Origin of the sequence: Sphingobium vermicomposti (assembly GCF_011762025.1) — a bacterium.
Classification (GTDB): domain Bacteria; phylum Pseudomonadota; class Alphaproteobacteria; order Sphingomonadales; family Sphingomonadaceae; genus Sphingobium; species Sphingobium vermicomposti.
Genome location: NZ_JAASQR010000001.1, coordinates 446,869 through 466,592, shown reverse-complemented (window position 1 = coordinate 466,592; position 19,724 = coordinate 446,869). Strand labels below are relative to the sequence as shown.

At 63.1% G+C, this 19,724-nt stretch carries 24 protein-coding genes; 11 read left to right on the top strand and 13 right to left on the bottom strand.

Translation table 11 applies throughout. The features are described 5' to 3' along the window. Window positions 1-31: 31 nt before the first annotated feature. The 5 genes from FHS54_RS02370 to FHS54_RS02350 all read left to right on the top strand — a co-directional run bounded on the left by FHS54_RS02370 (window position 32) and on the right by FHS54_RS02350 (window position 5,303). Window positions 32-988 (top strand): hypothetical protein, encoded by a 957-nt coding sequence (locus FHS54_RS02370; protein WP_167302179.1) that lies wholly within the window; start codon window positions 32-34, stop codon window positions 986-988. 162 nt (window positions 989-1,150) lie between these two features. Then, entirely contained in the window at window positions 1,151-2,368 is a 1,218-nt protein-coding gene (locus FHS54_RS02365; RefSeq protein WP_167302178.1) for an argininosuccinate synthase, read from the top strand. A 141-nt stretch (window positions 2,369-2,509) separates the two neighbouring features. Continuing rightward, window positions 2,510-3,148, top strand: a complete 639-nt coding sequence (locus FHS54_RS02360) for an EF-hand domain-containing protein (RefSeq protein ID WP_167302668.1) — start codon at window positions 2,510-2,512, stop codon at window positions 3,146-3,148. 95 nt (window positions 3,149-3,243) lie between these two features. Continuing rightward, the gene (locus FHS54_RS02355; RefSeq protein WP_167302177.1) at window positions 3,244-3,963 is read left to right on the top strand and encodes a response regulator; all 720 of its coding nucleotides are present in this window, start codon (window positions 3,244-3,246) and stop codon (window positions 3,961-3,963) included. Continuing rightward, window positions 3,960-5,303, top strand: coding sequence for an ATP-binding protein (locus tag FHS54_RS02350; protein WP_167302176.1), 1,344 nt, complete (start codon window positions 3,960-3,962; stop codon window positions 5,301-5,303). The genes FHS54_RS02355 and FHS54_RS02350 overlap by 4 nt, the downstream gene beginning before the upstream one ends. A gap of 34 nt (window positions 5,304-5,337) precedes the next feature. Here FHS54_RS02350 and FHS54_RS02345 read toward each other — a convergent pair whose 3' ends face one another. The 13 genes from FHS54_RS02345 to flgB form a co-directional block, all read right to left on the bottom strand. Beyond that, complete coding sequence (locus FHS54_RS02345) at window positions 5,338-6,393, bottom strand: flagellar motor protein MotB (protein WP_167302175.1); 1,056 nt, start codon at window positions 6,391-6,393, stop codon at window positions 5,338-5,340. 3 nt (window positions 6,394-6,396) lie between these two features. Next, window positions 6,397-7,260 (bottom strand): flagellar motor stator protein MotA, encoded by an 864-nt coding sequence (gene motA / locus FHS54_RS02340; RefSeq protein ID WP_167302174.1) that lies wholly within the window; start codon window positions 7,258-7,260, stop codon window positions 6,397-6,399. A gap of 146 nt (window positions 7,261-7,406) precedes the next feature. Next, window positions 7,407-8,252, bottom strand: a complete 846-nt coding sequence (locus FHS54_RS02335; RefSeq protein ID WP_167302173.1) for a flagellin — start codon at window positions 8,250-8,252, stop codon at window positions 7,407-7,409. Between the two features lie 12 nt (window positions 8,253-8,264). Beyond that, on the bottom strand, window positions 8,265-9,602 hold the full coding sequence (gene flgK, locus FHS54_RS02330; RefSeq protein WP_167302172.1) for a flagellar hook-associated protein FlgK: 1,338 nt from the start codon (window positions 9,600-9,602) through the stop codon (window positions 8,265-8,267). Continuing rightward, entirely contained in the window at window positions 9,599-9,916 is a 318-nt protein-coding gene (locus FHS54_RS02325) for a rod-binding protein (protein WP_167302667.1), read from the bottom strand. The genes flgK and FHS54_RS02325 overlap by 4 nt, the downstream gene beginning before the upstream one ends. Continuing rightward, window positions 9,916-10,971, bottom strand: a complete 1,056-nt coding sequence (locus FHS54_RS02320) for a flagellar basal body P-ring protein FlgI (protein WP_167302171.1) — start codon at window positions 10,969-10,971, stop codon at window positions 9,916-9,918. Before FHS54_RS02320 ends, FHS54_RS02325 begins: the two co-directional genes overlap by 1 nt. Before the next feature lie 191 nt (window positions 10,972-11,162). Then, the gene (locus FHS54_RS02315) at window positions 11,163-11,777 is read right to left on the bottom strand and encodes a flagellar basal body L-ring protein FlgH (RefSeq protein WP_243855576.1); all 615 of its coding nucleotides are present in this window, start codon (window positions 11,775-11,777) and stop codon (window positions 11,163-11,165) included. A gap of 149 nt (window positions 11,778-11,926) precedes the next feature. Further along, window positions 11,927-12,715, bottom strand: coding sequence for a flagellar basal-body rod protein FlgG (gene flgG, locus FHS54_RS02310; protein WP_167302169.1), 789 nt, complete (start codon window positions 12,713-12,715; stop codon window positions 11,927-11,929). A gap of 58 nt (window positions 12,716-12,773) precedes the next feature. Beyond that, complete coding sequence (locus FHS54_RS02305; RefSeq protein ID WP_167302168.1) at window positions 12,774-13,517, bottom strand: flagellar basal body rod protein FlgF; 744 nt, start codon at window positions 13,515-13,517, stop codon at window positions 12,774-12,776. A gap of 110 nt (window positions 13,518-13,627) precedes the next feature. After that, entirely contained in the window at window positions 13,628-14,491 is an 864-nt protein-coding gene (locus FHS54_RS02300) for a flagellar hook-basal body complex protein (protein WP_167302167.1), read from the bottom strand. 42 nt (window positions 14,492-14,533) lie between these two features. Then, complete coding sequence (locus FHS54_RS02295) at window positions 14,534-15,193, bottom strand: flagellar hook assembly protein FlgD (protein WP_167302166.1); 660 nt, start codon at window positions 15,191-15,193, stop codon at window positions 14,534-14,536. Then, window positions 15,190-15,600, bottom strand: a complete 411-nt coding sequence (gene flgC, locus FHS54_RS02290) for a flagellar basal body rod protein FlgC (RefSeq protein WP_167302165.1) — start codon at window positions 15,598-15,600, stop codon at window positions 15,190-15,192. Before flgC ends, FHS54_RS02295 begins: the two co-directional genes overlap by 4 nt. 2 nt (window positions 15,601-15,602) lie before the next feature. Then, window positions 15,603-15,974: a flagellar basal body rod protein FlgB gene (gene flgB / locus FHS54_RS02285; RefSeq protein WP_167302164.1), complete on the bottom strand. Its 372-nt coding sequence runs from the start codon at window positions 15,972-15,974 to the stop codon at window positions 15,603-15,605. Between the two features lie 262 nt (window positions 15,975-16,236). On the opposite strand from flgB, the gene FHS54_RS02280 reads away from it, so the two are divergent. From FHS54_RS02280 to FHS54_RS02255, 6 genes are all read left to right on the top strand, one after another. After that, window positions 16,237-16,905, top strand: a complete 669-nt coding sequence (locus tag FHS54_RS02280) for a MotA/TolQ/ExbB proton channel family protein (RefSeq protein WP_167302163.1) — start codon at window positions 16,237-16,239, stop codon at window positions 16,903-16,905. Beyond that, window positions 16,902-17,393 carry a flagellar motor protein MotB gene (locus tag FHS54_RS02275; protein ID WP_167302162.1) on the top strand — a complete coding sequence of 164 codons (492 nt, stop codon included), beginning with the start codon at window positions 16,902-16,904 and terminating at the stop codon, window positions 17,391-17,393. The genes FHS54_RS02280 and FHS54_RS02275 overlap by 4 nt, the downstream gene beginning before the upstream one ends. A gap of 65 nt (window positions 17,394-17,458) precedes the next feature. Next, window positions 17,459-18,001, top strand: coding sequence for a flagella basal body P-ring formation protein FlgA (locus tag FHS54_RS02270; protein ID WP_341785922.1), 543 nt, complete (start codon window positions 17,459-17,461; stop codon window positions 17,999-18,001). Window positions 18,002-18,047: 46 nt separating this feature from the next. Next, window positions 18,048-18,326 carry a flagellar biosynthesis anti-sigma factor FlgM gene (flgM, locus tag FHS54_RS02265; RefSeq protein WP_167302161.1) on the top strand — a complete coding sequence of 93 codons (279 nt, stop codon included), beginning with the start codon at window positions 18,048-18,050 and terminating at the stop codon, window positions 18,324-18,326. 8 nt (window positions 18,327-18,334) lie between these two features. Further along, entirely contained in the window at window positions 18,335-18,643 is a 309-nt protein-coding gene (locus FHS54_RS02260) for a hypothetical protein (protein ID WP_167302160.1), read from the top strand. A gap of 238 nt (window positions 18,644-18,881) precedes the next feature. Then, on the top strand, window positions 18,882-19,715 hold the full coding sequence (locus FHS54_RS02255) for a lytic transglycosylase domain-containing protein (RefSeq protein WP_167302159.1): 834 nt from the start codon (window positions 18,882-18,884) through the stop codon (window positions 19,713-19,715). The last annotated feature ends 9 nt before the right edge of the window (window positions 19,716-19,724 follow it).

Below are 19,724 nucleotides of genomic sequence, written 5' to 3'. Positions count from 1 at the left end.
AATTGAACATCTTGATGGTTCGACTTGAGCTATGAGAGGATATATTTCAAAAATCCATCCCGCTGGGTCCGCGATTGCCGCGGTTCTGGCTCTGACTTCAACCTATGGCTATGCGCAGGAAAGCCCTGTTTCAGACGTCGCGCCGGTGGTGGCCGTACCGCCGCCCGCTTCGGTCCCAGCGAATTCGGCGCCTGTGCCCTTCTCCCCCGTGTCGAGTGACGCCGCCGCATCTCAGGCGATGGTGCAGCCGACCCCGCCGGTGGAGGCACGGATTGCCGAGGCCCGTGCCGCGGCTGAACGCGAAGCAGCAGAGCAAAATGCGAAACCCGTTCCCGTTGCGCGTCCTGCACCCGCCCGCACTGAGCGGTCGACGCGTGCAGCAGCACCGACCGTCGCGCCGCCCGCGATTGAGCGGAATGCTGAACCAGCGCCTCTGCCCACCGCTTCGGTCGCTCCTGCGGTAACGGCCACAGACCCCGTTCAGGCAACCGTGGCCCCTGCACCGGTTGATGACAGCGCTGCAACGACTAGCTGGGTTCTGCCCGCGGCTTTGGGGGGCGGCGCGCTGCTGCTGCTGGGCCTTGGTGCTGCGGCAGTGAACAGCCGTCGGCGTCGGGTCGGCACCCGTGCTGCGCTCGACCATCCCGCCTACGACGATCAGCCGACCACCGCGCCGTTCGCGCCCGCCGTGCTGACCACTCCCGCGCCAGCCGAGATGCATATCCCCATTGGCGCGCATGGTAGCCTGGCCGCCATGGTCGCCGCGCCGCCCAGCGCGGAAAACCCTTTCCTCACGCCCCGCAAGCGGATGGCGCGAGCCCGGTTCCTGCTCGCCCAGCAGGAAAAGCGTGTGGAGGGACATAGTCCGTCGTTCCATGAAGTGGCACCACCGCAGACCATCCATGCCGAACCGCAGCAGATGCAGACGGTCTACCGCATGGGTGCTGACCGTAAACGAGGAATGACATTCAAACCGCAAACGCACTGAGGTTGTCATGATGCAAAGGGAAAGGCGATGGCGCTGCCGTCGCCTTTTCGCTTATGCGTCATCTTCTCGATTCGGTTGCACTTCAGGCCCACCCCTGATACCGGCGCGCCGGTAATTTCGCGCCAGGTTCAAGGCCAAGTTTGAAGGAAGGTCGCTCCACCCATGTCCGATAAGATCAACCGCATTGTCCTTGCCTTCTCGGGAGGGCTCGACACCAGCGTGATCCTGAAATGGTTGCAGCAGACTTACCAGTGCGAGGTCGTGACCTTTACCGCCGATCTGGGGCAGGGCGAGGAGCTGGAGCCTGCGCGGCAGAAGGCCAAGCTGATGGGCGTCAAGGATGAGCATATCTTCATCGACGACCTGCGCGAAGAGTTCGTGAAGGACTATGTCTTCCCGATGATGCGCGGTAACGCGATGTATGAGGGGCTGTATCTGCTGGGCACATCGATTGCGCGTCCGTTGATCGCCAAGCGGCAGATCGAGATCGCGAAGATGGTCGGCGCGGACGCAGTCAGCCACGGCGCAACCGGCAAGGGCAATGATCAGGTTCGTTTTGAACTGGGCTATTATGCGCTGTCGCCTGATATCAAGGTGATCGCACCGTGGCGCGAGTGGGATCTCGCCAGCCGCACCAAGCTCATCGAGTTCGCCGAGCAGCATCAGATCCCGATTCCCCGCGACAAGCGCGGCGAAAGCCCGTTTTCGACCGACGCGAACATGCTGCACACCTCGTCAGAGGGCAAGGTGCTGGAAGATCCGTGGGAAGAAGTGCCCGACTATGTCTTTTCGCGCACGGTGAACCCGGAGGATGCGCCCGACGCGCCGGAATATATCACGGTCGATTTCGAGCGTGGTGATGGCGTAGCGATTAATGGCGTGGGCATGAGTCCCGCGACGCTGCTGGAAACGCTGAACGAATATGGCCGCAAACATGGCATCGGGCGGCTCGATCTGGTGGAAAACCGCTTCGTCGGCATGAAGTCGCGCGGCATGTATGAAACGCCGGGCGGCACCATCTATCACCTCGCCCATCGCGGTATCGAGCAGCTGACGCTGGATCGCGGCGCGGCGCATCTGAAGGATGAACTCGCGCCCAAATATGCCGAGCTGATCTATAACGGCTTCTGGTTCTCGCCGGAACGTGAGATGCTGCAGGCGGCGATCGACTACAGCCAGGACAAGGTCACCGGCACCGTCCGCCTGAAGCTGTACAAGGGCAACGTCCAGGTCGTCGGTCGCAAATCGCCTCACTCGCTCTACAGTGAAAAGGTCGTGACGTTCGAAGATGACGCGGGCGCCTATGACCAACGGGACGCGGCGGGCTTCATCAAGCTGAACGCGCTGCGCCTGCGCCTGCTCGGCCGCCGCGACGGATAATCGTCACACTCATGTCGCCCGTTACAAATTACGACAATTTGGCGGGTGACATGACAAGGTTGCGGGACAAATCTTCCTCATAAGGGTTTCACAGGGACGGCGATGGCCGTTCATCGAACCCTTTGGAAGGAAGATGACAAGATGATCCGCAAATTATTGGGAACCGTTGCGGTTGGCTCGCTCTTTGTCGGCGGGCTGGCCGCTTCGCACCTCGCATCGGCGCAACCCGGTCATGATGGTCAGGATGGTCGGCATCGTGGCATGATGATGGCCGACGCCAATAAGGACGGCGCGATCAGCAAGGCGGAACTCACCGCCGCCCTCGACGCCCGTTTCGCCCGGCTGGACCATGATCGCGATGGTCAGCTGACCAAGCAGGATCGCGAACTTGGCCGCAAGGCGCGCCTCGACCAGCGCTTCGCCGCGCTGGACAGTGACAAGAACGGTCAGATCAGCCGGGCTGAATTCGACGCAGGCCACCAGCCGCGCGGAGACCGGAAGGATGGCGATCGCCAAGGCGGCCGCAAGGGCCATGGGTTCGGTCATCGCGATCATCACGGCATGGGCAAGGGCATGATGTTCCGTGGCATGGGCGATGGTCATGGCGCTGCCGCCAAGGATGGCGTCCTGACCCGCGCCGAGTTCATGGCAGGTCCGCTCGCCATGTTCGACAAGGCAGACGCCAACAAGGATGGGTCCGTCTCCACCGATGAGATGAAGGCGGCGCGCAAGACGATGCGGGACGCATGGCAGGCCCGCCGGGATGCGGCGAAGAACTGATCGCAAGAAGCTGATCGACGTCAAACAGCCGGTGGGAAGGGTGGGGCGCTGCCTTCGCCCTTCCCACCGGCCAGCAGCCATGACAAGAACCCCCTATGACTGAACGCCCCCATCTGCTGCTCGTCGATGACGAGCGTTCGATCCGCGAGCCGCTGGCGCAATATCTGTCGCGCAACGGTTTTCGGGTGACCGCCGTGGAAAGTGCGGCGGAGGCCCGGATCAGGCTTAACGCCAACGCCATCGACCTGGTGGTGCTCGACATCATGATGCCGGGGGAGGATGGATTGTCGCTTTGCCGCCACATCCGCGAAACCAGCGAAACCCCAGTCATCCTGCTCACCGCGAAGTCGGAGGAGACCGACCGCATCGTCGGGCTGGAGATGGGCGCGGACGATTATGTGCTGAAACCCTTTTCCCCGCGTGAGCTTGTCGCCCGGATCAAGGTGATCTTTCGCCGTGTCGCGACTGGAGGCCAGCGGGTCACTGCTCCCGACGGCGCGACCTACGCCTTTGCGGACTGGCTGCTCAAGACGCAGGAGAGGGTGCTGGTGGACCGGGAAGGGGTGGCGTTGCCCCTGTCGACAGCCGAATATAATCTGATGCTCGCCTTCGCCACGCGCCCCAATCAGGTGCTGAGCCGCGACCAGCTGCTCGACATCACCCAGGGGCGGGAAGCCAACGCCTTCGACCGCGCCATCGACAATCAGATCAGCCGCCTGCGCAAGAAGATTGAGCCTGATCCCAAAAACCCGACGCTGATCAAGACCGTGTGGGGCGGCGGCTATACGCTGTCCGCTGATGTGAGAAAGCTGTGACGCGTTTTCGTCTGTGGCCGCAAAGCCTGGTCGGCCAGATCATCCTGCTGGTCGCCATCGCGCTGTTCGTCGCGCAGGCGATCAATTTCAGCCTTCTCTTGCGCGAACGGAACAGCCTGACGCTGACGGCGCAGACCGCGCCTGCCGTGTATCGCATCGTCGATGCGCTGGACAATCGTGGCGACCGTCCCATGCGGGACAGGCCACGCGCACGTTTTTCCGACACCGCCCCGCAACTGACAGGAGACGCCCGTCCCGAAGTGGAGCGGCGCGCGCTCGCCATGTTCGCGGATGCCGGGCTCCGCATCTATTCGATTCGCGTCGTCGAAGCGAACGAACCGGCACCGCTGCGCCGTTGGGAACGGCTGCGTATGCGCGCGGGCGGCGACTTTGCGGGCGACAACCGGCCCCGCCGTCTGGTGATGGCGGTGCAATATGAACCGGGCAAATGGGTGGTGACGCAAAGCCGTAGCGGCGGTCGCCCACCGCGTTTTGGCGGCTGGCTGATCGGTCAGACCTTGATCCTATACGTCATCGTGCTTGTCCCGCTGCTGTGGGTCGGGCGGCGGTTGGCGCGACCGCTGGGGCAACTCACCCGGTCGGCGCAGCAATTCGCGCATACCGGCTCGGCTGACCCGGTGGAAGAACGCGGTCCCGGCGATGTTCGCGACCTGACCATGGCGTTCAACGCCATGCGCAGCCGCATCTTTGCGATGCTGGATGAAAAGGACCGGATGCTCGGCGCGATCGGTCATGATCTGCGCACGCCGCTGGCATCGCTGCGCGTCCGCACCGAATCGGTCGAGGATGAGGGCGAACGCGCCCGCATGTCGCAGACGATCGATGAGATGAACCGGATGCTGGAGGATATATTGTCGCTGGCGCGCGCCGGTCGCAGTACGGAAACGGCGCAGAAAGTCGACCTGTCGGCGCTGGCCGATGCGGTGGTCGAGGATTTTGTCGAGCTTGGCTCTCCCGCCACCATGGCCGATAGCGAGCGCGCTGTGGCATCGGTCCGGCCACAGCAGATCCGCAGGGCGCTGCGCAACCTCATCGAAAACGCCATCGTCTATGGCGAGCGCGCCCATGTGTCCGTCGTGCGGGAGGATGGGGCGATCCGCCTGGCCGTTGCGGACGACGGGCCGGGTATCGCCGAAGATCGCATGGAAGAAATGATGGAGCCGTTCACCCGGCTGGAAGGCTCACGCAACCGCGAAACCGGCGGCGCGGGTCTGGGCCTTGCGCTGGTGCGCGCGATCATGGCCGAACATGGCGGCGCGCTAAAACTGACGAACCGCGCGGGCGGAGGGCTTGAAGCGAGCCTGGTGCTCCCGGTCTGAACACATCTTCCATGTTCTGCATGGGGAGGATTTTTCAGTGCTTCCCCGGCTTGCCCGACGTCCCCGCTGCTGTCGGGTTAACCAGCTGCGCGCCCTGGGGAAGGGTGGTTCCGCCCATGTCGATCCTGACCGCTTCCGTGCGCGCCACTGTCGCCGGATTATCACGTTCGCGGATTGCTGCCCTTGTTTCCTCGTCCATCGCCTCATTCTCGTCGCCTGCACCGCTGCCGCGCGTCCAGCCAAGGATGATCGACATGCGCCGGTTGCGCGGGTCATATACGTCGCCCTTGGCGAAGGGTTCGCGGTCGGCCACGCCCTCAATCCGGGCAAAGCGATCGTTGCCGATGCCGCTCGCCGCCAGCGTCTTGCGCGTGGCTTCGGCGCGGGCGGACGAAAGCATCCAGTTGTTCATGCTCTGCCCCGAACTGTAGGGCAGGCTGTCGGTATGGCCCCGCACGATCAGCGGATTGGGCATGCCCCGCACGACGCCCGCCACTTCGCTGACCAGTTCGCGGGCCTGCGGGAGCAGCCGGTCGGTTCCCATGGCGAACATCGCGAAATTGGATTCGTCGATCAGGTCGATGCGCAGCCCCTCGCGCGTTTCGGTGAAACGCACGTTGCGGCGCAGCTTGGCCATGCCCTTGTTGCGGGCCATGCGTGCTTCCAGTTCCTTCTTCACCGCTTCGAACTTGGCGCGGTCGGCGGCGCGGGTGGCTTTGCCGCCCTGATCCTTGGTGCCGCTGGCGTCGCGGGGAATGGTGATGGCCAGATTGCCCTGACCGCCCGTCGTCGGGTAATTCTCTTTGCTGACCATGGAGTCGCCGCCGAACAGGCCGTTGGAGCCGGCGGACCCCATCTTCATTTCGACCAGCGTCGGCGTGAAATAGTCGGCCAGGCCCTTGCGCTGCTTCTCCGTGGTCGCGCCCAGCAACCACATCAGCAGGAAAAAGGCCATCATCGCCGTCACGAAGTCCGCATAGGCGACTTTCCACGCGCCGCCATGGTGGCCGCCATGCCCCTCGACGATGATCTTCTTGACGATGATCGGCCTTGGTTCGGGCTCGTTTCCGCCACGTTTCTTTTCGGCCATGGCTTATTTACCCCGCATGCCGTCGAACACTTCGGCAAAGCCCGGTTGGTTGGCGTGCGTCAGGCCGGACCGCGCGGCTTCGATGACCAGCGGCTGCGGATGGCCGTGCAGCGATGCGATGATGATCTGCTTGACCACATGATACATTGATCCGTCCGCCTCGATCACCGCGCGGCAACGATTGGCGAAGGGGTTGACCATGCCATAGGCGAGCAAAACGCCCAGGAATGTGCCGACCAGCGCCGACCCGATCATGCCGCCCAGAATGGCCGGGGGCTGATCGATCGAACCCATGGTTTTCACGACGCCCAGAACCGCCGCGACGATGCCCAGTGCGGGCAGCGCGTCGGCCAGCCCCTGCAGGTTGTCGGCGGGCTTCAGCGCTTCGTGATGATGGGTCTTGAGCGCATTATCCATGACCTCTTCCACCGCATGCGGGTCGAGCGTGCCCGAAGACACGACGACCAGCCGCAGCGTGTCGCTGATCAGGTGGATCAGCGTCTTGTCGGTCATCAATCGCGGATATTCGGAAAATATGGTGGAGCTGGCCGGTTCCTCGATATGGGGTTCCAGCGCGACCGGCCCTTCGACCCGCAGCGTCTTCATCAGGCGCGAAACGAGGAAGATGCAGTCGAGGAAGTCCTGTTTCTTGTATTTCGGACCCTTGAACACCTTGGCCAGGCCGCCACCCAGTGCTTTCAGGTCCGCAGCGGAATTGCCGATGATCAGCGCGCCTACAGCTGCGCCGCCAATGATGAGCATTTCGTGGGGCAGGGCATGCAGAACGGGGCCGATGTCGCCACCCGTGAAGATGAAGCCGCCAAACACCATGGCGAGCAGCACGACCAGGCCAATGATTGCGAACATGTCTACCCCTGAAAATTCTGCCCTTAGGCGCTGACTTCCGCCCGACCGAAAGGGCGCTTCACCAGATGGTTAATGCCGAATGGTTAGCATGAGGTTTAGGACGTCGGCTTTTTGGGTCGGTTCTGGTGCAGCGGCACCGGCCTTAATTACCGGATCAGGTCGAATAATGTCTGCTGGTTGATGCGCGCAAAGGCGGACTGGGCGGCCTCCAGCTGAAGCAGCTTGGCTTTGACCGATGAAATGACTTCGGCCAGGTCGGTGGCTTCCAGCCCCTGGCGCCGTTCGCTCAGGTCCAGGTCAATATTTGTCAGCCGCTCGCCGATAACGTCCAGTCGATCGCCACGCACACCCTGCTTCGCCTGTTCAACGACGATATGGGTCTGCCCCGCCCTGATGGCGTCGAGCGATGCGATGAGGTCGGCATCGGTTCCGCTTTCCAGCGCGGTGATATTCTGGGCCATGATGTCATCAAGCGACATGGGCGTGCCGTCGACATCGATGCCTTCGGACACGTCCTGTCGTGTGCCGACGACCGCCAGGTTCAGGCCACGACTGACCGGCACCAACACGCTTTGCGTGTCGTCGAACACCGGCACGCCCTGATAATCCTTCTGCGTCAGCATGGTGTCGATCGTGGTGCGGATCGTCTTCATTTCCTCGACAATCGCAGCGCGTCCTGATGCGCTGAGACTGCCGTTACGGGCGGACGTGACCAGTTCCTGCGCGCGCACGAGCAAAGTCGTGATCTGTTCCAGATTGGCTTCCGCGTTGGCCGCGCGGGTTGTTCCGTAGCTGATATTGGCTTTCCAGGCGGACTGCTGGGCCTGCGCCTTGCCGATTTCCGACACCTGCACCCATGCCAGCGCGTTATCGGACGGCTTGGTCAGGCTGATGCCGGTCGAAATGGCGGTCTGGCCTTCGACTATGCCTTGCGAAAGCTGTTGCTGCCGACGGATTTCGGCGATCAGCGTCTTGTTGGTGATGCCTACCATGGGTCAGCCCTCTCAGATCAGTTGCAGGATGGCGTCGACAGTTTCCTTGGCCACCTGAAGGATTTTCGCGGAACCCGAATAGGCCTGCTGCAACCGCAGCAGTTCGGCGGCTTCCATGTCGAGATCGACGCCGCTCACGGCTTCCCGCGCGGCAATCGCCTGGTCGCTGCGGCTCTGTGCGGTCGTATATTCGGCCTTGACCGAGCCAAGCAGATTGGCCTGCGTCGCGATGATTGCCGTCCATCCCTGCTCGGCGCTGCCATTGCCGCGCAAAACCGTGGAAACGGTCAGCAGGTTGCCGTTGAGCGTGCCGTCCGCCGACTTGGTAGCGACGGCTGCGGGGTCGGTGATGAGCGCGGCGACGCTGGCCGCGCTGCCGCCGTAGGAAAGGAGGGGGCCGCCCGCCACATTGGCATTGGTCAGGCCCTGGGCGTGCCAGGCGTTCATGTCCGTCACGAACTGCTGCGCCAGCGTGTCCAGGCTGGTGCGGCGCTGCACGGTCGTGTCAGCGGCGGAAAACAGGCCGCCCAGCGTGCCGTTCGACGGCGCGGCAAGGGCGGTACCGCCGCTGGTCGCGATCGCCATCGAGCCGTTGGCATTGACGGTCAGCGCCAGCGTCGTGGCAGCGTCGCCCTGTACGATCGTCGTGCCGTTGTAGCTGATCGTCGCCATGTCGTGCGCGCCAAAGCTGATATCGACATTCAGATTGGCCGACAGCGTGTTCAGCGCGGCGTCGCGACCGTCCAGTAGTTGTGCATGGGCCGACGTGCCCGGCTGGGCCCGCAACAGGCTGTTGTTGATATCGGCCAGCTGGGACAGGGATCGATTGATAGCTTCGACCGATGCCCCTGCTTCGGTGGCGATGCCGCTGGAAACCTGCGAAAGATCGGCGGCGGTGCGCTGAAATGCTTCCGCGACCCGGCTGATACTGTCCAGCGATGTGACACGCAGCGATGTGTCGTTGGGGCTGGCGGCCAGCTTGTCGATATTCTGGAACATCGATGTCATCAGCTTGCCGATGCCGGTGTCCGTATCGTTCAGCGCGCCTTCCAGGTCGGTCATCCACCGCAGCCGCGCCGTCGAATTGCTGAGCGCCGTGCCGGTATAGCGAACCGCCGCGTCCAGATAGGGATCGGCGGCGCGATTGACGCCCTTCACTTCGGTCCCACCGAAATTCGCGCGCGGTATGTAGGTCGTCATCGTCGCGGTGGACGAACCGGATTCGACCGTCGTGACTGACCGGCGCGAATAGCCTTCGGTGCTGGCGTTTGCGATATTTTCCGCAATCGCGGCCATTGCCTGACGATAGGCCTTAGTGCCCGAAGCGCCGATGATGAAGAGGTCGCTCATTCGCCTTTATCCGGTGCCGGCGTCGATGTCGCGGGCGCGGCAGGCGTGCGGCTTGTATATTGGCGCAACAGCATTTCGGCGATGCCGAGGCTGCCCTTTTCGGCCATGCTGTCGGCGGTGCGCGCGTCGGCCATGTCGCGAAACTGGTCGCTGGCGCTGGAATCGAGCATCCCTTCGCCCAGGCCCGACTGGCGCATGGTGCCGATCATCTGGCGCAGGAATATCGCTTCGAACTGCTTGGCTGCCTTTTCAAGCTGCGCCTTTTGAGCTGATGCGGCGGGCTGCGCCCCTGCTGAAACACCTGAAATCTGCATCACAATACCACCAGTTCAGCCTTCATCGCGCCTGCCTGCTTCAAGGCTTCCAGGATCGCGACCATGTCGGCAGGGGACGCCCCAATGGCATTCACCGCCTTCACTATATCGGTCAGCGACGCCCCACCTTTAAAATTGACCATTGGTTTCTTTTCCTGGTCGATCGAAATCGAGCTGGATGGCTCCATGGCGGTGCGGCCTTGAGAGAAGGGCGCGGGCTGCACGATACGGGGGCTTTCGTTGACACTGACGGTCAATTTCCCGTGCGCGACGGCAGCCGGATGGATCTTCACCGCGCCGTTGATGACGACGGTGCCGGTGCGTGCGTTGACGATGACCTTGGCGGGTGCGTCGGCGGGCTTGATCTCAATATTCTCGATCATGCCCATCATCATGATGCGATCGGTCGCGCCGGGCGCGGCGTCGATGTTCACCGAAACGGCGTCAGTTGCACGGGCGCGATTGTCGCCAAAGGTGCGGTTGATGCCGTCCGCCACGCGCAAAGCGGTGGTAAGATCGGCTTCAGCCAGATTGAAGGTGAGGGTCGGTGCCGTGTCAAAGCCGGTCGCGACAGCGCGCTCGACCGTCGCGCCGCCGGGAATACGGCCCGCCGAAGGAATGTTGACGGAAACTTGGCTGCCGTCCGCGCCTGACACGCCCAGGCCGCCCACGGCCAGGTTGCCCTGCGACATCGCATAGATTTCGTTATCCGCACCGCGCAGGGGCGTCATGATCAGTGTGCCGCCGCGCAAGGACTTTGCCTTGCCCAGTGCGGATACGGTGACGTCCAGCCGCTGGCCAGGCTTGGCGAAGGCGGGAAGGTCGGCCGTCACCAGCACGGCGGCGGCGTTCTTGAGCGCTGGGTTGATGCCCTGCGGCAATGTCAGGCCAAAGCGGGAGACCATGCCCTTCACGCCCTGCGTCGCATAGTCCAGGCTGTCGTCCCCAGTGCCTGCGAGGCCGACGACGATGCCGTAGCCGGTCAGCTGGTTGGGACGCACGCCCTGAAATGTGCCCAGGTCCTTGATCCGTTCGGCATGTGCGGGGGTGGTCAAGGAGAGGGTTGCGACGAAAGCAACGCCAACTACCTTGCGAAACGTTTCCCCAAGTCCGTTCGGGCTGAGCTTGTCGAAGCCCCTTACTTTCTTAAAGAAGGAAGAAAAGCCCTTCGACAGGCTCAGGGTGAACGGTGGTTTTATATCCGAGGCTGAAGAGATGCGATTGAGGATGGTCATTGCACGCTCCATCAGAAGGGGCTGATCATCGAGAAGAAGCGTTGCAGCCAGCCCTGGCGGCTCGCGCGGGCGATTTCGCCCTTGCCGGTGTAGATGATCTTGGCATCGGCGACGCGCGTCGATGCGATGCGGTTGTCCGGGCTGATGTCCGCCTGGCGGACGAGGCCGCTGATCTGGATATATTCGTCGCCGCGATTGAGCGTCAGCGCCTTCTCACCCTTCACCAGCATCGTGCCGTTGGGATAGACCGCCGCGATCGTCACGGTGATTTCGCCCATCAGGGCATTGGATTGGGTCGCATTGCCCTTGCCGGTGAAGCCCTGATCGCCGCTGGCACCGATGTCGCTGGGCGAGAAGAGCTTCGACAAGAGGCCCGTGGTGGGCGGCGTCAGGCCGATGCTGCCGCTGCGGCTGGTATCGGCCGAATTGGTTTTGGTTGCCTGCGTGCGTTCGACCAGCACGATGGTGATGATGTCACCGACGCTCTGCGCCCGCGCGCCACTGGTGAGCGGCGTGTAGCCCATCGACGCCTGAAAGATGGAGCCGTTCGCTACCGGGGCGGCAGGGGCGGCAATGACGGTGGGGGCATAAAATTGCCGCTCGGCATCGCGCTTTTTGCCGGCCATTGCCGGTGAGGCGGCGAGGGCTGCGATTGAAAGAGCAAAAACAACCGTTCGGGCTGAGCCTGTCGAAGCCCTTCCCTTTCTTTTTGAAGAAGTAAGACCCTTCGACGAGCTCAGGGCGAACGGTGTGTGGGGAGAGGTCATGCGTCCGCTCACAGCTGCTGATTGACGTACTGGAGCATTTCGTCCGTCGCCTTGATCATCTTGCTGTTCACCTCATAGGCGCGCTGCGTTTCGATCATGTCGACCAGTTCCTCGACCACATTGACGTTCGAGGTTTCCAGATTGCCGGAACGGATGACCCCGCGCCCGTCCAATCCTGCCACGCCCACTTGCGGCGCGCCGCTGGCTGCGCTTTCGGTAAGCAGGTTGCCGCCGATCGGCTGCAGCCCGGCCGCATTCATGAAGCTGGCCAGTTCCACCTGACCCAGCTGGGTCGGTTCGGTCTGGCCCTGCAGCGTCGCGGTGACGGTGCCGTCATTGCCGATGGTGATGCCGGTCGCGCCCTGCGGCACGGTGATTTGCGGGATCAGCGGCAGGCCGTCGCTGGTGACGACCGTGCCTTCCGCCGTGGTGCTGAAATTGCCCGCGCGGGTATAGGCGATGGTGCCGTCGGGGCGCTGGACCTGGAAAAAGCCGGAGCCTTCGATCGCCATGTCCAGCGCGTTGCCGGTCTGCTGCAGCGTGCCCTGCGTGTTGATCTTGCTGGTGCCCTGCATCGCGACACCCGAACCCAGGTTCAGGCCGGTGGCAAATTTGTTTTCGGCGTCCGAATTGGCGCCGGCCGCTACCATCTGCTGATAGGCGAGCGTTTCAAAGTCGGCGCGGTCGCGCTTGAAGGCGGTCGTGTTGACGTTCGCCAGGTTGTTGGCGATCACGCGCATCTTCGTATTCTGCGCGTCAAGGCCGGTGCGGGCGACGTGAAGGGCTGCGTTGGTCATCGTCTGAAGTTCCTTGCGAAGTCAGTCTTGCTGGATGAAAAGCAAGGTTCGTGCCAAATTAACCATCAAGCCGCATGAGCGATGCGCCGCCGTCATCCATCTGCTTGGCGGTGTCTATCAGCTTCACTTGTGTTTCCCACGCCCGGCTGGCTTCGATCATGTCGACAAGGGCCGAAGTGGCATTGACGTTGGAGCCTTCGACCGATCCGCTGGTGACGGTCGCGAGTGGGTCCTGCGGCAGCACGCCGCCATTGGTTTCGCGAAACAGGCCGTCGGTGCCCTTGGCGATGCTGGAGCCAACCGCGCGGACGAGCCTCAACCCATCGACGCGCTGCGGGTTCGCCGGGTCGCCGCCCTGGGGCACGCCCCAGATGCTGCCATCCTGCGAAATCGTGACGCTGTCCATCTGCGGCAGGGTGATAGGGCCGCCTTCGCCCAGCACGGGAAGCCCGTCGCCGGTGGTCAGCAGGCCGCTGTCGGTGACTTTAAGGTCGCCCCGGCGCGTATAGGCTTCGCTGCCGTCCGCGGCCTGAACGGCGAGCAGTGCATCGCCGTTCATGGCCACGTCCAGCGGATTGCCGGTTTCGGTGACCGCGCCTTGCGCCATGTCGGCGGCGATCACCTGTTCGGACGCTTGCGCCCGCGTGTCGAAACCATCGCCCTTGATCCAGCGCGTCTCTGCATTGGCGATCTCCGCCCGGAAGCCAACTGTGTTGACGTTCGCGAGGTTGTTGGAAATCGACGCCTGCCGCGCCATCGCGCCGCGCATTGCGGTGAGTGCCGTGTTGACGAGCCGGTCCATGGGAAGGGTTCCTGTGCTTGGAGGTGAAGAGCTGGCGTGCTCCTGCGAAGGCAGGAGTCCAGACCCACCGGTTGAACTGGGCTCCTGCCGTCGCAGGAGCACGGTTCATTTTAGGTGCGCATGTTGACGATGGTGGTCGACAGCGTATTGGCCGCTTCGATCGCCTTCGAATTCGCCTGGAAGTTGCGCTGGGCGGAAATCAGCGCGACCAGTTCTTCCGTGATATCGACGTTCGAACGTTCCAGTGCGCCTGAGCGAACCGCGCCGTAAAGGCCGCTATTGCCCATGCCCAGCATCGGCGTGCCGCTGGCGGAGGTCGACGTCCAATGGGCGTCGCCGCGCTGACGCAAACCGTCCTGCGCGTTGAAAGCTGCGATGGCTGTGCCGCCGAAATAAACGGTGGTGCCGTCCGCATAAACCCCGGTGATCTTGCCTTCTTCGGAAACGCCCACGCTGGACAACTGATTGCCAGCGCCGCCCGCCGGCCAGTTGGTCGGAACCTGAAGGTCGGTCAGGCCCGCCGTGTCCAGCGTCCCCGCTGCCATCGCTGCGGCAGCTGCTACCGTCGGCTCTCCGGTGACCGGGTCGAGAGGGATCACCTGCAGGCGGGACCCGGTGGTATCGACCACATAGCGGTCCTCCTGCACCGAAAAGGCGCCGTTACGGGTATAGCTTACCTGATCGTCGGCACTCCGCTTGACCGTGAAGAAGCCTTCGCCGGTGATGGCCAGGTCCAGCGTCTTGTCGGTCGTTTCGATCGTGCCCTGGGTATATTGCTGCGTAATGCCCATCGTGCGGACGCCTTGACCTGCGACCTGGGTCGTCGTCTGCATCGGCGCGGCGGCGAAGATGTCGCCGAACACGGCTTTGCTCTTCTTGAACGCGGTCGAGTTCACGTTGGAAACATTGTTGGCGATGGTCGAAAGGTCCGACTGGGCGGCCTTGAGGCCGGAAAGCGAGATGTAGAAGGACATGGCGTTGCTCCTTGGGTGAAAAGGATATGGTTGATCAGTAACTTAGGCGAGTGAAAGGGCGTCCGACGGGCTGTAGGTGCCCAATGCCGTGATGAGTTTGGATGCACTGCCGTCGGCGGGTGACTGGACGGCGGCGATGGTGGCCCAGCTGGCCACACGGGTGGGCGAAGCGCCGTTGACGCGGATCTTCAGGGCGTCGGTGGCGACGGTGTTGCCGCTTTCATCCTTGCCGTCCCAATAGAAGTTGACGTCGCCTGCGGCCTGGTCGCCCAGCTCGATGGTCTTGAGGACGTTGCCGTTGCCGTCCATCAGGTCGACGGTCGCGCCGCTGGTTGCGTCCTTGAACGACACCTGGCCGATATATTGGCCGGCGGCGTCGGGCGCTACAATGTTGCTTTGGATCAGCATCGACTTGCCGATCCAGCTGGCCGCATCGCCCAGTCGTGATCCGTTAAGCTGCGACGCCATGCCCTTGAGCGTGGCGTTCATTTCCGCGATGCCGCTGCTATTGGTGATGGTCGCCATTTGCGAAACCATCTGCGCATTATCCATCGGTTCGAACGGGTCCTGCGTCTGCATCTGGGCGGTGAGGAGGCGCAGGAAATCCGCCTGGCCCATTTCCGACTTGCCGGTGCCGACATTCTTGTAAGGGTTATAGACCGCCAGCCCTGCGCTGTCGGTAACGGTGGAGGTCGTGCTCATTTGCCGATCCTTATGGTTTCGAGCATCAGCGACTTGGCGGTGTTCAGCACCTGCACGTTATTCTGGTACATGCGGGCGGTTTCGATCATGTCGACCAGCTCGGCGCTGCTATCGACCGCCGCTTCCCACACGTCGCCATTGGCGTCGGCCAGCGGATGGTTGGGGTCGTGGCGCTTGGTCGGCTTGGCGTCGGTGGTGACGACATTGGCGACCTTCACCGTGGACACGCCGGGGCTGTCGGTGACGGACTGGAATACGGGCTTGATGGCGCGATAGGCTTCCGCCTCGCTGCCTGTGACGTTGCCCGCATTGGCCATATTGGAAGCGGTGGCGTTCAACCGCACCAGTTGCGCGCTCATGGCGCGGCCTGCGATATCAAAGACGTTCATGGGACTGGAGCCGCTCATGCTCATTCTCCCTTCAGTGCGCGAGTGACGGTGTTGATGCGGCCCTCAAGAAAAGACAGGGTCGTGCGGTATTTGACGGCGTTTTCAGCGAACAGCGTCTGTTCGGTGCTCAGTTCGACGGTGTTGCCGTCGAGGCTCGGCTGCAGCGGCACGCGATAGCCCATGCTGTCATCGACGGCCTTGGACACGTCGGCGATGGAATTGCCCTGCTGGCGCGTCGTCGCTTCCTTCAGCGCGGCGTCGAAATCGATGTCGCGCGCCTTGTAACCGGGGGTCGAGGCATTCGCGATGTTGGACGCGAGCAGGGACAGGCGCTGCGAACGAAGCGCCAGCGCCTTTCCATGTATCCCGAACAGTCCGTTTTCCGCCGACATTGTGTCTCTTCCGTTTTTTCGAGCCCTCGGCCCTAAAACTTGGTTCTCATCCGCCGTTCTGAAGCCTGATGGCGTGAACCGTGGGTGATCCGGAGGAGTATTAGCAAGAGCCGTGCCAATTTGCGTGGGTGACGCATCGGTTGGTACGGAAATGGCGGAAATCCGTGGGTTAAAGCGGGGGAGGCGGCAAAGACGGCAAGTTTTTGCCGCTCCTTGGCAATGCTTTGCCGCCAGGGATCGGGCGTTGAGTGGGGACAATTTGATGATCGGGACATTGGCGCATCTGATTGATCCCCTGACGCTGGCGGTCATGATTTCCGGCGTGGGCGCGGTGGCGCTTTTCCAGAATGGCGGCCCGGCAATCGCCAGGGCGCTTGCGGCACTGCTGCCCCTGTTCCGCGCCGATCCCGGCAAGGACCAGATGGCCGCACGTTCGGCATTGCTAAAGATTGATGAGGTTGCGCAGCTGCGCGGCCTGGCGTGCACCGACCGGGTGAAGACGGCCAATCCTTTCCTCGCTGAAGCGGCACGCCGCCTCGCCAACAGCGACCGCACCGAACAGTTTGAAATCTGGGCAGCGCAATCCCTGTCGGATCGCGCGCGGCGTCATGCGAGCGCGCGCAATGTCTGGCTGTCGATTGCCGACGCCGCGCCCGCGCTGGGCATGGCTGGCACGATCCTGGGTCTGATCGGCATGTTCGCCGCGATGGATGATCCCGCCGCGCTTGGCCCGTCCATGGCGCTGGCGCTGTTGACGACGCTTTACGGCGTGGTGATCGCCAATCTGATCGCCGCTCCGGTGGCCAGCAGGCTCGCCGACCTGTCTGAACGCGAACTGGCCTGGCAGAAAGAGGCTGCGGATCGCATGCTGACCATCGCCCGGCGCGAAAATGTGCCGCTGCGCCGCGCGTCGATGCGAGAAGTCGCATGACCGCCATGGCATCGCAGGCCCGGCGCAACCGCTGGGCCGTCAGCTTCGCCGACCTGCTGCTGCTGCTGCTCGGCTTTTTCATCCTGTTGCAGGCGAGCGGGCAAAAGCGCGACGGCATGCTCGCCCAGGTGCGCCAGCAATTTGGCGGACGCACGGCCAGTTCGGTCATCGAATGGCGGGCGGCGACATTGTTCCTGCCGGATGAAGCGCTGCTGTCCAACCAGGGCAGGGCGGCCATCGCACGGGCAACGGCTGGCCTGCGGTCCAGCGGCGGCAGGATCGACATCAGCAGCCAGGGCACCGACCCTGCGCGGCGGCGGTTCGATCCATGGGATCTGGCTGCGGCAAGGCTGGGCGCGGTCGCGCGTGAACTGAAGGCGCAGGGGCTGGCCGATGACCGGCTGCGCATCCGGGGTCTTGACCAAATGGATGGCGACACGGGCAAGGGGCAGGTCATTCGTGTCGGGCAGCGCGCGCCGTCGCGTTAACGAATTATTAGCCATGGTCACTGCTTAATGCGTGGCATGAATCTGCCCGCATTCGGAGAAGTCCTGTGACCAAGCTGCCCCTGATCGCCATCTTTGCGCTGTCAGCAGCCTGTGCCCAGCCTGCGCTGGCACAGCAGAAGTTTGAAAATCTGGACCGTCTCGATGGCCTGGTCGCGATGACCGTCGGGGCCGGGATCGGCGAACCGGGCGGACCCATGGCTCCGGTCGACCGGCGGCTGCGGCTGGCGGCCTGTCCATCCCTTCCCAGCGTCGAAGGGCCGGTATTCGGCGCGGCGATCGTGAAATGCGACACGCTTGGCTGGCGCGTTCGCGTGCCGCTTGGCGGCGGCGCTGCTGCGGCGACCCCAGCGGCGCGCTATGGCGCGACCGCTCGCCCGGTCCAGCGCGAAATGGTGGTAAAGCGGGGCGACCCGGTTCAACTGATCGCGGGCAACAGCAGTTTCAGCGTGTCGCGCGTCATGGTCGCGGATGAAGACGGCGCGGTCGGCGATACCATCCGCGTGCGTGAAGACAGAAAGTCAGCGCCCGTTCTGGCGCAGGTGGTCGAAATGGGCACCGTGCGAATTCCGGGATTTAATGATTTTTGAACCTGGCCGTTATAGACTGGGCGGGACGAATGAAGGATTGCAAGCCATGATCAAATCTGTCGGCCAGAATGTGAGCGCCGCGATAGAAGCTTCCCGCCTGCGGGACAGCGGCAAAACGCGGAGCTTTTCCGACAAGGGGTCGTCAATCGTGTCGTCATTTTCAGCATCGGCCAGTCCGGCTGCTCGCATGGCCGCCGAAGGCGCGCCGGTTGATATGGACCGCGTCGCCGCGATCAAGGCCGCCATCGCTGCGGGCAATTATCCGGTCGATCCGGCTGTGATCGCGGACAAGATGCTCGCGCTCGACCTGCCGATCAACGGGTAATCCTGGCCATGCCGCTCGGTGTTGCAGCGTTGGATGATCTCTTCTCAGCCTTCGAGGAGCTGCGCGTGGCGCTCGACGGCACCGACGTGACGACGATCGACGCAGCCGCGAGCCGGGTGAGCCGTTGCGCTGCCGCCGTGCGCGCGATCGGTGCGTGGCGCGCCGATGACGCCATACGCGCGCGGGTGACGGCACTGCTTCCCCTGATCGAAGCCGCAAGAGTGCGAATCAATGTGCTGACGGATCATGCCGGTCAGCGACTGTCGCTGCTGGCAGCACATGGATCGACACAGGCGCCGCTGGTTTACGGGCGGTAAGGCCCTCAATCCTATCTCCCCTCCGTTCGCCCTGAGCTCGTCGAAGGGCTCTTCTTCCTGAAGAAGGACATGGCTTCGACACGCTCAGCCCGAACGGTTTTTGGTATGAACAAGGCGCCCCAGAGGCGCCTTTTTCTTTTCATGCTGAACGCGCCATCAATATTTATGGAGCGCGCGTTAACCAAATCTTGGCATAAGCCTTGCTCTAATGATCCCCGGTACCAAAGGGGATTTTTCATTGTCGGCTTTTGCAGACATATCAGCGACAGGCGCTTCGACCGGCAACCGCGTGACCAACGCGATCGCCATGGCCAGCCGCAGAACGGGCGTGGACTTCGCCTATCTGCTGGGCCAGGCCAAGGTCGAAAGCAGCCTCAATCCCACTGCGCGCGCCAGCACGTCGTCGGCGCGGGGCCTTTATCAATTCATCGATCAAAGCTGGCTCGCCGTCGTCGACAAGCATGGCAGCGAATATGGCCTGGGCTGGGCGTCTGACATGATCAGCCGCACCCCGAACGGCCGCTATCATGTCGCCGATCCTGAAATGCGCCAGCAGATACTCGATCTGCGCAACCATCCCGAAACCGCGTCGGTCATGGCCGCCCAGCATGCGGCGGACAACAAGGCCTATCTGGAACAGCGCCTCGGTCGAGAGGCTGAGCCGGTCGATCTCTACCTCGCCCATTTCCTGGGCGTGGGCGGGGCGAGCAAGTTTCTGTCGGCCCATGATCGCGCGCCCGGTGCACCCGCAGCGTCGATGTTTCCGGCAGCCGCACGGGCAAACCGATCCATCTTCTACGATCGTTCGGGCAATGCCCGCAACTTCGCCGAAATTCGCGACCGCTTCGCCGCCAAGCTGCAGAAGGGCGTCGATTCGATCGACACCGGACCCATCCGTTATGCCGCCAACGGTTCGGACGCTGCGCTGCCCGAAGGCGCGAAGACCGTGCAGCCCGCCGACTATGTGCGGATCGAAACCCAGCGCCTTGCGAATGCCGCCGACGTCAGCGTCCGGCCCAATCCGCAAACGGCGCGTCTCGCCTATCTCATGCTTGCCACCCTCGGAAGGTAACGGCCCATT

Bases quoted from the DNA above. Each gene is read 5' to 3' on its own strand.
- motA (WP_167302174.1), bottom strand. From the start codon at position 7,260: ATGTTCGCAATCATTGGCCTGGTCGTGCTGCTCGCCATGGTGTTTGGC.
- flgK (WP_167302172.1), bottom strand. From the start codon at position 9,602: ATGAGCGACCTCTTCATCATCGGCGCTTCGGGCACTAAGGCCTATCGT.
- FHS54_RS02325 (WP_167302667.1), bottom strand. From the start codon at position 9,916: ATGCAGATTTCAGGTGTTTCAGCAGGGGCGCAGCCCGCCGCATCAGCT.
- FHS54_RS02280 (WP_167302163.1), top strand. From the start codon at position 16,237: ATGATCGGGACATTGGCGCATCTGATTGATCCCCTGACGCTGGCGGTC.
- flgC (WP_167302165.1), bottom strand. From the start codon at position 15,600: ATGAGCGGCTCCAGTCCCATGAACGTCTTTGATATCGCAGGCCGCGCC.
- FHS54_RS02355 (WP_167302177.1), top strand. From the start codon at position 3,244: ATGACTGAACGCCCCCATCTGCTGCTCGTCGATGACGAGCGTTCGATC.
- FHS54_RS02275 (WP_167302162.1), top strand. From the start codon at position 16,902: ATGACCGCCATGGCATCGCAGGCCCGGCGCAACCGCTGGGCCGTCAGC.
- flgB (WP_167302164.1), bottom strand. From the start codon at position 15,974: ATGTCGGCGGAAAACGGACTGTTCGGGATACATGGAAAGGCGCTGGCG.
- FHS54_RS02345 (WP_167302175.1), bottom strand. From the start codon at position 6,393: ATGGCCGAAAAGAAACGTGGCGGAAACGAGCCCGAACCAAGGCCGATC.
- flgG (WP_167302169.1), bottom strand. From the start codon at position 12,715: ATGACCAACGCAGCCCTTCACGTCGCCCGCACCGGCCTTGACGCGCAG.
- FHS54_RS02360 (WP_167302668.1), top strand. From the start codon at position 2,510: ATGATCCGCAAATTATTGGGAACCGTTGCGGTTGGCTCGCTCTTTGTC.
- FHS54_RS02370 (WP_167302179.1), top strand. From the start codon at position 32: ATGAGAGGATATATTTCAAAAATCCATCCCGCTGGGTCCGCGATTGCC.
- FHS54_RS02300 (WP_167302167.1), bottom strand. From the start codon at position 14,491: ATGTCCTTCTACATCTCGCTTTCCGGCCTCAAGGCCGCCCAGTCGGAC.
- FHS54_RS02260 (WP_167302160.1), top strand. From the start codon at position 18,335: ATGCCGCTCGGTGTTGCAGCGTTGGATGATCTCTTCTCAGCCTTCGAG.
- FHS54_RS02295 (WP_167302166.1), bottom strand. From the start codon at position 15,193: ATGAGCACGACCTCCACCGTTACCGACAGCGCAGGGCTGGCGGTCTAT.
- FHS54_RS02335 (WP_167302173.1), bottom strand. From the start codon at position 8,252: ATGGTAGGCATCACCAACAAGACGCTGATCGCCGAAATCCGTCGGCAG.
- FHS54_RS02305 (WP_167302168.1), bottom strand. From the start codon at position 13,517: ATGGACCGGCTCGTCAACACGGCACTCACCGCAATGCGCGGCGCGATG.
- flgM (WP_167302161.1), top strand. From the start codon at position 18,048: ATGATCAAATCTGTCGGCCAGAATGTGAGCGCCGCGATAGAAGCTTCC.
- FHS54_RS02365 (WP_167302178.1), top strand. From the start codon at position 1,151: ATGTCCGATAAGATCAACCGCATTGTCCTTGCCTTCTCGGGAGGGCTC.
- FHS54_RS02315 (WP_243855576.1), bottom strand. From the start codon at position 11,777: ATGGCCGGCAAAAAGCGCGATGCCGAGCGGCAATTTTATGCCCCCACC.